Origin of the sequence: Nostoc sp. C052, from assembly GCF_013393905.1 — a bacterium.
In the GTDB taxonomy this organism is placed as follows: Bacteria; Cyanobacteriota; Cyanobacteriia; order Cyanobacteriales; family Nostocaceae; genus Nostoc.
On sequence record NZ_CP040272.1, the window covers coordinates 256,180 to 268,190 of the forward strand.

The 12,011-nt window shown below is 42.5% G+C and carries 10 protein-coding genes; 7 read left to right on the forward strand and 3 right to left on the reverse strand.

Annotated elements, in window-relative coordinates:
* Nucleotides 1-3: 3 nt before the first annotated feature.
* On the forward strand, nucleotides 4-1,533 hold the full coding sequence (locus FD723_RS01045) for a YifB family Mg chelatase-like AAA ATPase (protein ID WP_179063703.1): 1,530 nt from the start codon (nucleotides 4-6) through the stop codon (nucleotides 1,531-1,533).
* A 160-nt stretch (nucleotides 1,534-1,693) separates the two neighbouring features.
* Here FD723_RS01045 and FD723_RS01050 read toward each other — a convergent pair whose 3' ends face one another.
* On the reverse strand, nucleotides 1,694-2,335 hold the full coding sequence (locus tag FD723_RS01050) for a type I restriction endonuclease (protein WP_179063704.1): 642 nt from the start codon (nucleotides 2,333-2,335) through the stop codon (nucleotides 1,694-1,696).
* Nucleotides 2,336-2,635: 300 nt separating this feature from the next.
* On the opposite strand from FD723_RS01050, the gene FD723_RS01055 reads away from it, so the two are divergent.
* The 4 genes from FD723_RS01055 to FD723_RS01070 all read left to right on the forward strand — a co-directional run bounded on the left by FD723_RS01055 (nucleotide 2,636) and on the right by FD723_RS01070 (nucleotide 6,892).
* A complete protein-coding gene (locus tag FD723_RS01055; RefSeq protein WP_179063705.1) occupies nucleotides 2,636-3,649 on the forward strand; it encodes a YihY/virulence factor BrkB family protein in 1,014 nt (337 codons plus the stop codon).
* A gap of 212 nt (nucleotides 3,650-3,861) precedes the next feature.
* Nucleotides 3,862-4,413, forward strand: a complete 552-nt coding sequence (locus FD723_RS01060) for a DUF421 domain-containing protein (RefSeq protein WP_179063706.1) — start codon at nucleotides 3,862-3,864, stop codon at nucleotides 4,411-4,413.
* 40 nt (nucleotides 4,414-4,453) lie between these two features.
* A complete protein-coding gene (gene purB, locus FD723_RS01065) occupies nucleotides 4,454-5,749 on the forward strand; it encodes an adenylosuccinate lyase (RefSeq protein WP_179063707.1) in 1,296 nt (431 codons plus the stop codon).
* A 603-nt stretch (nucleotides 5,750-6,352) separates the two neighbouring features.
* Entirely contained in the window at nucleotides 6,353-6,892 is a 540-nt protein-coding gene (locus FD723_RS01070; RefSeq protein WP_179063708.1) for a DUF4126 domain-containing protein, read from the forward strand.
* A 108-nt stretch (nucleotides 6,893-7,000) separates the two neighbouring features.
* Here FD723_RS01070 and hemH read toward each other — a convergent pair whose 3' ends face one another.
* Entirely contained in the window at nucleotides 7,001-8,167 is a 1,167-nt protein-coding gene (gene hemH / locus FD723_RS01075; protein WP_179063709.1) for a ferrochelatase, read from the reverse strand.
* Nucleotides 8,168-8,260: 93 nt separating this feature from the next.
* On the opposite strand from hemH, the gene FD723_RS01080 reads away from it, so the two are divergent.
* The gene (locus FD723_RS01080) at nucleotides 8,261-8,884 is read left to right on the forward strand and encodes a class I SAM-dependent methyltransferase (protein WP_179063710.1); all 624 of its coding nucleotides are present in this window, start codon (nucleotides 8,261-8,263) and stop codon (nucleotides 8,882-8,884) included.
* A 145-nt stretch (nucleotides 8,885-9,029) separates the two neighbouring features.
* Here FD723_RS01080 and FD723_RS01085 read toward each other — a convergent pair whose 3' ends face one another.
* Nucleotides 9,030-10,007 (reverse strand): ABC transporter ATP-binding protein, encoded by a 978-nt coding sequence (locus FD723_RS01085; RefSeq protein ID WP_306297024.1) that lies wholly within the window; start codon nucleotides 10,005-10,007, stop codon nucleotides 9,030-9,032.
* 182 nt (nucleotides 10,008-10,189) lie between these two features.
* On the opposite strand from FD723_RS01085, the gene FD723_RS01090 reads away from it, so the two are divergent.
* On the forward strand, nucleotides 10,190-11,971 hold the full coding sequence (locus FD723_RS01090; RefSeq protein ID WP_179063711.1) for a M61 family metallopeptidase: 1,782 nt from the start codon (nucleotides 10,190-10,192) through the stop codon (nucleotides 11,969-11,971).
* Nucleotides 11,972-12,011 lie beyond the last annotated feature (40 nt).

The window sequence follows — 12,011 nt, forward strand, 5'->3', positions numbered from 1 at the left end:
GAAATGCTTGCTAGAGTCTGGAGTGCATCAATTGTGGGCATCGATGCCGTCAAAGTAGGCGTAGAAGTCGATGTGTCAGGCGGATTACCGGGAATTGTTGTCTTGGGACTACCAGATTCAGCAATTCAAGAATCGAGAGAAAGAGTCAAAGCAACTTTGAAAAATACCGGCTTTGCCTTTCCGATGCGAAAAATAGTCATTAATTTAACTCCGGCAGATTTACGCAAAGAAGGCCCTTGTTTCGACTTACCCATTAGTGTCGGAATTTTAGCGGCTTCTGAGCAAGTTAGCGCTGATTTGTTGGGGGATTATCTATTTTTGGGTGAAGTCTCTCTAGATGGCAGTTTGCGTCCGGTGGCTGGTGTCTTACCCATCGCCGCCGCAGCCCAAAAGATGGGAATCGCAGGTTTAGTTCTCCCTGCTGATAATGCCCAAGAAGCGGTAGTGGTTGAAGGCTTGGCTGTTTATGGCTGCAAGCATTTGTCTGAGGTGGTGGATTTTTTAAATAATCCGGGGCGTTACAAACCTGTGCAGATAGATAGTACAACACAGACAACAACAGTATCCTACCCTGGCACAGATTTGCATGATGTAAAAGGACAAGCTCATGGGCGTCGTGCTTTAGAAATTGCTGCGGCTGGTGGGCATAATCTAATTTTTGTCGGGCCGCCTGGTAGTGGTAAAACTATGCTAGCAAGACGCTTACCAGGAATTTTACCGCCGTTGAGTTTTGCCGAATCTTTGGAAGTGACTCGCATTCATTCGGTAGCTGGTTTATTGAAAAATCGTGGTTCATTAGTACGCGATCGCCCTTTTCGCAGTCCCCATCACTCTGCATCCGGGCCTTCTCTGGTGGGTGGTGGTAGCTTCCCTCGTCCTGGAGAAATCTCACTATCTCACAGAGGTGTACTTTTTTTGGATGAGTTAACAGAATTTAAACGAGATGTGTTGGAATTTCTGCGTCAACCTCTAGAAGATGGCTACGTCACAATTTCCCGCACCAAATTATCGGTAATGTTTCCCGCGCAGTTTACTTTGGTGGCAAGTACTAATCCCTGTCCTTGCGGTTACTATGGCGATACCATCCAACAATGTACTTGTTCTCCCCGCCAACGCGAGCAATATTGGGCAAAACTTTCTGGGCCGTTGATGGATCGAATTGATTTACAAGTTGCAGTGAATCGCTTGAAACCAGAAGAAATTACCCAACAACCAACAGGAGAAACATCAACATCAGTACGCGAACGGGTTCAACAAGCAAGCGATCGCGCCATTACCCGTTTCCAAGGAGAAGTAAATCTGCGTTGCAATGCCCATTTACAAAGTCGCCATCTCCAAAAATGGTGCAAGTTAGATGATCCTAGCCGCAATTTATTAGAAGCAGCAATTAGAAAATTAGGCTTATCAGCCAGAGCAAGCGATCGCATTCTCAAAGTAGCACGGACTATTGCAGATTTAGCAGGAGAAGATGAGCTAAAAACCAATCATGTAGCGGAAGCAATTCAGTATCGCACAATCGATAGAATGCAATGAAAGGTCGATTAGAAACTGCATCGACACAAACAAAACCCACCTTTCCTTGTGGAACGCTACGCAAACGTGGGTTAAAAACTCTTAATTTTTATTAGTCCACGGAGGTGGACTTCGTTTGTGTAGCCGCGACTTCTAGTCGCCAAGGCTTTTTAAACACCCTCTAGAACGCAGAAGAAATTAACTGACCAATACGCTTGAGAATTTGCAAAACGGCATACAGTTCTTTCGCGGATGCAAACGGCGCAAAAACCCTTGACAAATCGTACTGTAGCGTATTTGTTTGCGTCACTTTCACAAATAAAATATCGTCTCCATTCGTCAGCATCCCAAACACAGGTTTACTAGGGTTAGGGTTAGCCATCATATAAGCTAGGGCTTGCGGTAAAGCTGACCAAACTGAGAGTGTAGTTTTTTTTGACTCTAACACCATCACCCACAACTGATCTTGTAACATTAAAACATCAATCCTTCCGCGTAATATCTCCTCGCCATCATCTAGCACTAGTTCCACGGATGATTCAGCCTTAATTCTGAAAGGAGGATCGTAAAATCCAGAAAGTGCAAGTATTGGTGACACTAACAACAATATGACTGTCCCTTCTAGTAAATCACCTCCCGCACGGTGATAAAGATACCTACGGCGCACGACATCTACAGAGGCTTTTTCCGCTTCTGTAATTTCAGACAATCCCTCATACCACTCTGGGAAAAATTGCTCGTTTTCAACACGGATAAAACCAAATCGATTTTCTGCATCCTCAAGAGTGGTAATCGCTTCTGTAATTGCTGTCGTTTGTGTCATTGCTTTTAGATCAACACGATCGCATCTTTAATTATCGCCAATTGGCGATAAAGTTCTAAGGTAACTCCAAGAAATAAATTATCTTATTTTGTGGGGTGGGCAACATGAGCGCCCAGTCCATAGGGCGGGCGAGACGCCCACCCCACAAGAGTTAATTGGATGGATATTTTTTATTTGGAAGTCCCTAAAATCCTCCCCAAGGACGCTGCAAAAACACCCTTGGGAGGATGTGGCTATTGAGGAGATCAGTATCCAATATATCAGGGACTAAGCAACATCCCTTAGAAGGAGACTGATTTGATGAATTTGCGAGCAATTTGGAAATTATTACAAGAGACATTCAAAGAATGGAGTGAGGATAAAGCCTCAAGGTTAGCGGCGGCGTTAGCTTATTACACGATTTTTTCGATTGCACCGTTGCTAATTATTGTAATTGCGATCGCAGGTGCAGTGTATGGAGAGGAAGCGGCCAGGGGTCAAATCGTCGGACAAATTCAAGGTTTAGTCGGCCCAGATGGCGCAAAGTTTCTCGAAACAGCGATTCAGAATGCTAACAAACCACAGACAGGAGCGATCGCATCTATTATTAGCGTTCTAGTTTTGCTCTTAGGTGCTACTGGTTTATTTACTGAATTGCAAGATGCCATGAACACGATTTGGGAAGTGAAACCCAAACCTGGACGCGGCGTAACTAACATGATTCGCCTACGTTTTTTGTCCTTTGCAATGGTGATTGGGATTGGCTTTTTACTTTTAGTTTCTCTGGTAATTAGTACGGCGTTAGCAGCATTAGTAACATACTTTAGTAACTTGCTACCAGGTGTCGATTTTGTTTGGCAGATTCTCAATTTCATTCTCTCTTTTGCCATCACTACGTTCTTATTTGGACTAATTTTTAAAGTTCTCCCAGATGTCAAAATTGCTTGGAGTGACGTTTTAGTTGGAGCTATTCTCACCTCATTTTTGTTTTCTATCGGGAGATTTTTATTAGGACAATATTTGGGGAATGGTAGTTTTGGTTCAGCTTATGGTGCTGCTGGTTCATTGGTCGTTATTTTAGCTTGGGTTAACTATGCCGCACAGATTCTTTTCTTTGGTGCAGAGTTTACCCAAGTTTATGCCAGAAGATACGGTAGCGGCATAACTCCAACTAAACATGCCATACCTCTGTCTGATAACACGAAATATGATGACACTCCAACCAGGCAAGTATCCACTAATAGAAAGACATCTTCCAATTTTATTAACCCCTTATTTCAGAATTTTAAAAAGCCTAAGCGCTTAAAACAGAGAAGAAAAAATCAGCGATTTTAATCTCTGATTGCCTGAAAGTTATATTTGTAAATCTGGTAGATATTGAAGCATCTAATATCAAGTCAGGTTAATATTTGAATCTCTTCTCCATTAGTTGTGTGGAGTTATTGGGGTTTAATTAAATCATTAACCAGAGATGATATCACTTCTAATAAAAGTCAGCTTTATAAGAAAACACAAATAAATTTATCCTGGATTTTTTCCAGAATTATATGGAAAAATGGTTTTTCATCAATTGGCACGCAATTTTTGTTCCTAGCATCAGTGTCTTTGAGTTGGTTATCCGTGGTTCACTGGTCTACTTAGCGCTGTTCTCAGTGCTACGCCTACTTCCTAGCCGACAATTAGGAACGCTAGGAATTACTGATTTACTCGTAGTTGTGTTATTTGCGGAAGCTGCTCAAAATGCAATGGCAAGTAATTACACATCGATTACTGAAGGTGCGATTCTAGTCGGAACAGTGATTTTTTGGAGTTACTTGCTGAACTGGTTAGGCTACAAACTTCCCCAGTTCCAACGTTTCTTGAATCCGCCACCGCTGCTACTGGTAAAAAATGGTCGGATGATTGAACGTCATCTGCAACGAGAGTTAATTACAGATGATGAGTTGATGAGCAAGCTACGTCAGCAAGGTGTAGAATTTTTAGCTGATGTGAAGTTCGCGTATATAGAGGCTGATGGCAGGATTAGTATCATCATGTCGGATTCAAAAACTAGTTCTATCCCTGAGCAAAAAGTAGCGTTAAAAAGCGATCTACATTAATTAAACTGTAAAATATGACGGTTGTATTCTGTGCCGAACTGTGATTGAGCGTTATACTTTGCCCGAAATGGCTAATCTGTGGAATGAAGCCTATAAACTAAAAACTTGGCTGCAAGTCGAAATTGCTGTTTGTGAGGCTCAAGCTGAACTTGGTTATATTCCATCTGAAGCTGTTGAAGAAATTAAAGCCAAAGCAGATTTTGACCCGAAGCGGGTGCTAGAAATTGAGGCTGTAGTCCGCCATGATGTCATTGCTTTCTTGACAAATGTCAATGAATATGTAGGCGATGCTGGACGCTATATTCACCTGGGTTTAACTAGTTCGGATGTTTTGGATACGGCTTTAGCACTGCAATTAGTTGCCAGCCTAGATATATTGTTGCAACGTCTAGAAGATTTGATTCAGGTAATTCGCCAAAAAGCACGGGAACATCGACATACAGTGATGGCTGGCCGATCGCATGGTATTCACGCTGAACCAATTACTTTTGGTTTTAAGCTAGCTGGTTGGTTAGCAGAGGTGCTGCGACATCAAGAACGCTTAATAATACTCCGGCAAACCATCGCTGTGGGTAAGATTTCTGGTGCGGTGGGAACTTATGCCAATATTGAACCCCGTGTAGAAGCGATCGCTTGCCAAAAACTCGGACTCAAACCCGATACAGCCTCAACACAAGTTATTTCCCGCGATCGCCACGCCGACTACGTGCAACAATTAGCCTTGGTAGCAGCCACCATTGAACGCTTTGCTGTAGAAATTCGCAATCTCCAAAAAACAGACGTTCTAGAAGTTGAAGAATTTTTCGCCAAAGGTCAAAAAGGCTCTTCAGCAATGCCACACAAGCGCAACCCCATTCGTTCGGAACGATTAACTGGAATGGCACGACTCGTCAGAAGTCATGCAGGTGCAGCTTTAGAAAACGTTGCCCTCTGGCATGAGCGGGATATTTCCCATAGTTCTGTAGAACGGGTAATTTTGCCAGATGCTTGCACTTTGACTCACTTCATGCTGTCAGAAATAACCGATTTAGTGAAAAACCTGTTGGTCTATCCTGAGAACATGAAACGGAATCTCAACTGTTACGGCGGCGTTGTGTTCAGCCAAAAAGTACTACTAGCTTTGATAGACAAGGGAAGCAACCGAGAAGATGCTTATGCGATCGTCCAAGAAAGCGCTCACGCCGCTTGGAACAAACCAGCAGGCAATTTTCAGGACTTGATTAGCAAAGACCCGCGTGTTACCCAAAAGTTGTCTCCAGAAGAATTAGAGGTTTGTTTTGACCCCCAGCAACATCTGCGGCATTTAGAAGAAGTTTACCAACGATTAGGAATTTAGCATTAATTTACCTGTAGTAAGCGCTTAAGCGCTTACTACTAACCTTTTAGGGAACTCCAAGAAATAAATTATCCAATATTGTGGGGTGGGCATCTTGCCCGCCCTATGGACTTGGCTCTCGTGTTGCCCACTCCACAGGAGTTACAGCAAATTGTAATCAAACGTGCCACAAATAAAAGCAATACTGGGCTTTATTTTATGATTTATTTGCCTCGTTCCCAGTCGGAGACTGGGAATGCTTGTCTTTGAGGCTCCGCCTCTATTTTCTGGCGGCAGAGCCACTTTTGAGTTGCATTTCCAGCCGGAGGCTGAAAACTAGATTTGAAGAGGGTTTTAGCTTAAGTTGACACCAATGAGCAATGCTGTGCCCTTACAACAGATGTGGTTCAAATACATGAAAACTGCTGTAAATTGGATATTTTTTGATTTGTCAGTTCCTTACCCCAAAAATACGCAGATATTATCAAACAAGATATATAAAGATATCAGCAACATTTAGTATTGCATTGCTGAAGAGTGCCCCTCTAATGCTGGAATTATTGTTTACACTGGGTAGTATATACAACAAATACTTACTTATTTATTAGTATTAAGAGTGCTTTGATGATTGAAATCCTAGCCACACTTTCTGCCTCTGCGGCAGCAGGAATGAGAATAGGCATACCTCTGCTGATTATTGGACTATTGCAAGGTAGTGACTTATGGTCACAAGTTCCAATTTTATCTCACATTTCTCCACCACTATTATTAGGTTGCCTCACCAGTTGGTCATTAATTGAATTATTCGCCTCAAAAAAGCTCTGGGGGCAAAGATTTTTACAACTGGTTCAGTTATTCATGTCTCCCATTGTCGGCGCAATTATGGGGTTAGGAGTAGCTACCGCAACAGCAACGCCAAACTGGTTGATTGCCATCATTGGAGGTTTGTTAGCTTTGGTACTCCAGCTAGTCCAGGTTGGTTGGTTCTATCGGTTACGTGGCTTACCATTGTGGGCAGTCTTTCTTCAAGATACCTTGTGCATTGCCCTGGTACTATTTGCCTTTGATGCTCCCTGGCAAGGAGGATTAATTGCTTTAATACTGCTTTGGTTCGCAGTTCGTAGTGCAAAGCAGTGGTATGACTGGTATCGACAGAAAAGTTAGGAGTTAAAAGTGAGAAGTTAGGAATGAAGATAGAAGTTAAGAGTGAAAAGTTAGCGAGAAAAATTTAAAACTCCCAACTCTCAACTCCTAACTCCTAACTAATTTCATTTACTGCAAAATCCCAATCATATGCAAGAAGCCGTGACCGGTAATTAGCTCGATGATTAAGGCAATAAAACCTAGCATTGCAATCCGACCATTCCAGACTTCAGCGCTAGTCGTCAGTCCCCATTCCCAACGCTCTTGGGGGTACATCTTTACCATTTTTTTCATTTGGGCAGCTTGCGAAAGCTTGAAACTGGGGTTTCTTAGCGCATCAATTACTAATTGGGCTAGTGCATTAATAAATACTGGATGAGTATTGGGAGCCGGTACGCGGCGGAAGTTATGAATTCCTGCTTCTTCAGCTACTTCTCGATACTCAATATCAATTTCTTGTAGTGTCTCGATATGCTCTGAGACAAAACTGATTGGCACTACAACTAAATCTTTTACGCCTTGTGCGCCTAGTTCTTTGAGGGCATCTTCAGTATATGGTTGGAGCCATTCTACTGGGCCGACACGACTTTGGTAAGCTAAGGTGTGAGCATTGGGTCGATTGAGGGTCTGTATAATCAGGGCACTACATTCTTCAATTTCCTGCTGGTAAGGGTCGCCTGCTTCTTCAACGTAGCTTTTCGGAACGCCGTGAGCGCTGAAGAATATATGAACCTCATCCGGGTTAGGAAACTGCTCAAGTTCTTGGGCTATGAGTTGCGCCATTGCTTGCAGATAGCCTGGTTCTTTGTACCAAGAAGGAATGACGGTGTAATCAATGGGTTGAAGTTTTGGATTTTCTTGCCAAATCTTTTCTAAAAGCCGGAAGCTGGAACCACTGGTACTGATAGAAAACTGGGGATATAGTGGTAATATTACTAGGTGTTCTACATTATCTTGGGCAATCTGTGCGATCGCTTCTTCTGTATAGGGATGCCAATAACGCATTCCTACGTAAATATTGGCTTCTTGTCCCAAATAACCCAACTGTTCTTTTAAAGCTTCCCCTTGCGCTTCCGTAATCCGCCGCAGTGGAGAACCACCACCGATTTGCTTATAATTTGCTTGAGATGTTCTGGTTCGCCGTGTGGCAATAAACCAGGCTAGGGGCTTTTGCAACCAGCGAAATGGTAGGCGAATAATTTCCGGATCGGAAAATAGGTTGTACAAAAACGGCCCCACATCCTCTAGCTTGTCGGGGCCACCGAGATTGAGTAATAAGACGCCTACACGACCCATAGCAGTTACTTTCCCCCAATCTTTTCAGGTTTTTTACTAATGTTAACAATATATCTTTATTAAATATAAAGCTTAATAGCAAGGAAATATGCAATGGCAACAATTTTAAGAGATTGGAGTTACCGTTATCAGTGGTTGTATGATGGTATTTCGCGTTTAGCAGCCTTAAGTGTAGGTGGTGAAGCCCGTTTTCGGCAACTTGCTTTGCAAGGCTTAACAATTCACTCAGATACTCAGATTTTAGATTTGTGTTGCGGCAGTGGTCAAACGACGCAATTTTTGGCAAAAACTTCACAACATGTAACAGGATTAGATGCTTCACCCAAGTCTTTGCAACGGGCGCGGCAAAATGTACCTGAAGCTTCTTATGTTGAAGCTTTTGCCCAAGAGATGCCATTTGCAGATAATCTATTTGATTTGGTGCATATCAGCGTTGCATTACATGAGATGCAGTCTCAGCAATTACAAAAAATTATTAATGAAGTTTATCGGGTGTTGAAGCCTGGAGGAGTATTTACGCTGGTGGATTTTCACGCCCCGACAAATCCGATATTTTGGCCTGGGATATCGATATTTTTGTTGTTGTTTGAGACGGAAACTGCTTGGGAATTGCTGAAAACTGATTTAGCTGAGTTGTTAACTAAGACTGGCTTTGAAGTGGGGAAGCTAACTTTATATGCTGGTGGTAGTTTGCAAGTGATACAAGCGAAGAAGTGAAGAATATTGCTTTATTAATGGCAGGTAATATCCGCTGCTATTAATAAAGTGTATATGGGACTCCTATTTCATATAAATAAGGAAACGAACCGCAAAGGACACAAAGGGAAGAAAGAAGTAAGTAGGTGGGTGAGAAAATTTATAACTATGTCATTGCGTTGGCGTAAGCCTTCCCGCAGGGTACGGAACGAAGTGGAGTGAAGCAAGCCCACAAATGTAAAGGAACTGCTACTAAGATCGTGAGATAAATTAAACTCGGAACTCCTAGCAATTTCCCAGTCAATATACTTGTTTCCGATTGGGGACTGAGACGGATGAAATTTAACGTACCGCAAGTTTCTTCTTTAGCTAAATCGCTGATTAGCAAATAAGTTCCGGTAAATAATAGTGTAAATATAAAAATTACACTCAGTGTTAAGAATATATTTTCCCAACTGTCTCGCCAAAAATTATCATCGGCAAATTCGTGTAACTGATAGCCAAGTTCCATAATTCCTACAGAAGTACAGAGTTCTGCTAAATCACTAAGAACGTGGGAAGAGATGATGACAGTCATCCCAGCTTCTTGCAAAGCCTTAATGATTTCGCGAAACTGCATCCTAGCAATGGGGTCAAGCCCAGAAACAGGCTCATCTAGTAATAGTAAAATTGGTTCGTGGATAATAGTTCGCGCTAAACTTAAGCGCTGTTTCATCCCTCGCGATAGAGTGGAAATCTGACTGTTACGTTTATTTCCAAGTTGAATTAGTTCTAAAACTTCATGTAAGCGTTGAGTACGGCGTGGTTCTTGCAAACGATACAGACGCGCAAAATAATCTAAGTAATCCCAGACTGTTAGATCCTCATACAGTGGATAGTCATCGGGTAAGTAGCCTAGACGACGCTTGAGTTTGGGGTTACTCTTGTCACGGAGGAGGCGATCGCCATTAATATAAATCTCACCTGTAGTTGATTCCTCAGCAGTCGCTAACATACGGATGAGAGTTGTTTTACCCGCACCATTCGGGCCAATCAGTCCATATACTTCGCCCGCTTGAATCTCTAAATCAACATCATTGACAGCAACGTGCCGATCAAATTGCTTAGTTAGTCCACGGGTGCAAATTGCTAATTCTTTTACCATCGCTGCTGGGATGCGGCTTGTGATTAACACATAATCTAGCCTTTTCTAAAGCTTTTGTCAGGCTGGTTTCAGAAATTGAAACTGGCTTTTAGAAAATTGGGGCTAGTAAATTCTGAATTCTTCTTCGGTAAATTTGTCATGATGGGAAAAATTACACATCTACTATTAACTCAGCACACAAGATGACTGAAGCAACAGCAACTCGTCCCAACACCTACATTCAGGAAACCGGGCCAACGATTCATTACCTGGTGGCAATGTCCCAACCAGAAACCCATCTGTTTGAGGTGACTTTACGCCTTGTGAATTATCCCTCACCAATTCTCGATTTAAAACTGCCGGTGTGGACACCCGGTTCCTATTTAGTTCGGGAATACGCCAAGAATTTACAGGATTTTGTGGCTTTTGCAGAGAATAAACCTTTATCTTGGCGAAAGATTAGTAAAAACCACTGGCAAGTAAACAAAACAGGTATTTCAGAATTAACTGTACGTTACCGCGTTTTTGCCAATGAGCTATCAGTACGGACAAATCACCTCGATACTACACACGGTTATTTCAACGGTGCGGCACTATTTTTTAGAATACTAAGCTGGGATAAGCAACCCATTCGCGTGACTGTCGTACCACCACGCCCAGAATGGCAGGTAACTACTGCCTTACCACCCGTTGCTGAAGAAACAAATACTTTCTTGGCTGGCGATTTTGATACTTTGGTGGATACTCCCTTTGAGATTGGTAGCCACCAATTGTATAAATTTGAGGCTTTGGGAAAACCCCATGAACTGGCAATCTGGGGACAAGGTAATTTCCAAATTCAGCAGATGATTGCTGATATTCAAAAAATTATCCAGATAGAAGCGCAGATGTTCGGCGGTTTACCTTATGAACGATATGTGTTTCTACTACATTTATTTAGCCAAGCTTTTGGTGGTTTGGAGCATAAAAATTCTTGCTCGTTAATTTACCACCGTTTTGGGTTTCGCCTTCAGGATAAGTACGATCGCTTTCTGCAATTAGTGGCACACGAATTTTTTCACTTGTGGAATGTCAAGCGAATTCGCCCAAAAGCATTAGAGGTTTTTGATTACGACCAAGAAAATTACACACCATCATTGTGGTTTTGTGAGGGTACTACTAGTTACTATGACTTGTTAATTCCTTTGCGGGCAGGAATCTATGATGCTAAATCGTATTTGAATCACTTGAGTAAGGAAATTACCAGATATGAAACGACACCGGGGCGCAAGGTACAACCCGTTTCCGAGTCGAGTTTTGATGCCTGGATAAAACTCTATCGTCCCGATGCCAATAGCGGTAATTCCCAAATTTCTTACTATTTAAAAGGAGAAATGGTATCGTTGTTGCTGGATTTACTGATTCGCTCTACTCACAATAATCAGCGTTCCCTCGATGACGTGATGCTGAAAATGTGGCAGCAATTTGGGCAAGATGAAATCGGCTATACCCCAGAACAGTTGCAGGAAGTTATCGAATCTGTTGCCGGAATCGATTTGACTGATTTCTTTAAACGCTACATTGATAGTACTGAAGATTTGCCTTTCAATCAGTATTTAGAACCCTTTGGCTTGCAGTTGGTAGCCGATCAGCAAGAAGAACCTTATTTGGGTGTGAGAATAAATACAGAGAATGGACGGGAGATTATTAAGCTCGTAGAGACTGCTTCACCTGCACAAGTAGGGGGAATTGATGCAGGTGATGAGTTGTTAGCAATTGATGGAATTAAGCTAGCGACGGGTGGCTTAAGCGATCGCCTGAAAGATTACCAACCCAACGATACCATTCAAGTCGCAGTGTTCCACCAAGACGAGTTGCGTACTTATTCCATTACCCTCACGTCACCACATCCAACGAGATATCAGCTAAAACCTGTTGAACATCCTAACTCCACACAGCAGCAAAACTTTGCTGGATGGCTTGGGGCTGCGATCGCAACTGTTTGATAAAAGGATTGGGCATTGGGCAGAAGAGGCAGGGGGGCAG

Bases quoted from the DNA above. Each gene is read 5' to 3' on its own strand.
- FD723_RS01050 (WP_179063704.1), bottom strand. From the start codon at position 2,335: ATGACACAAACGACAGCAATTACAGAAGCGATTACCACTCTTGAGGAT.
- FD723_RS01085 (WP_306297024.1), bottom strand. From the start codon at position 10,007: ATGGTAAAAGAATTAGCAATTTGCACCCGTGGACTAACTAAGCAATTT.
- FD723_RS01045 (WP_179063703.1), top strand. From the start codon at position 4: ATGCTTGCTAGAGTCTGGAGTGCATCAATTGTGGGCATCGATGCCGTC.
- FD723_RS01060 (WP_179063706.1), top strand. From the start codon at position 3,862: ATGGAAAAATGGTTTTTCATCAATTGGCACGCAATTTTTGTTCCTAGC.
- FD723_RS01080 (WP_179063710.1), top strand. From the start codon at position 8,261: ATGGCAACAATTTTAAGAGATTGGAGTTACCGTTATCAGTGGTTGTAT.
- FD723_RS01055 (WP_179063705.1), top strand. From the start codon at position 2,636: ATGAATTTGCGAGCAATTTGGAAATTATTACAAGAGACATTCAAAGAA.
- FD723_RS01070 (WP_179063708.1), top strand. From the start codon at position 6,353: ATGATTGAAATCCTAGCCACACTTTCTGCCTCTGCGGCAGCAGGAATG.
- FD723_RS01090 (WP_179063711.1), top strand. From the start codon at position 10,190: ATGACTGAAGCAACAGCAACTCGTCCCAACACCTACATTCAGGAAACC.
- hemH (WP_179063709.1), bottom strand. From the start codon at position 8,167: ATGGGTCGTGTAGGCGTCTTATTACTCAATCTCGGTGGCCCCGACAAG.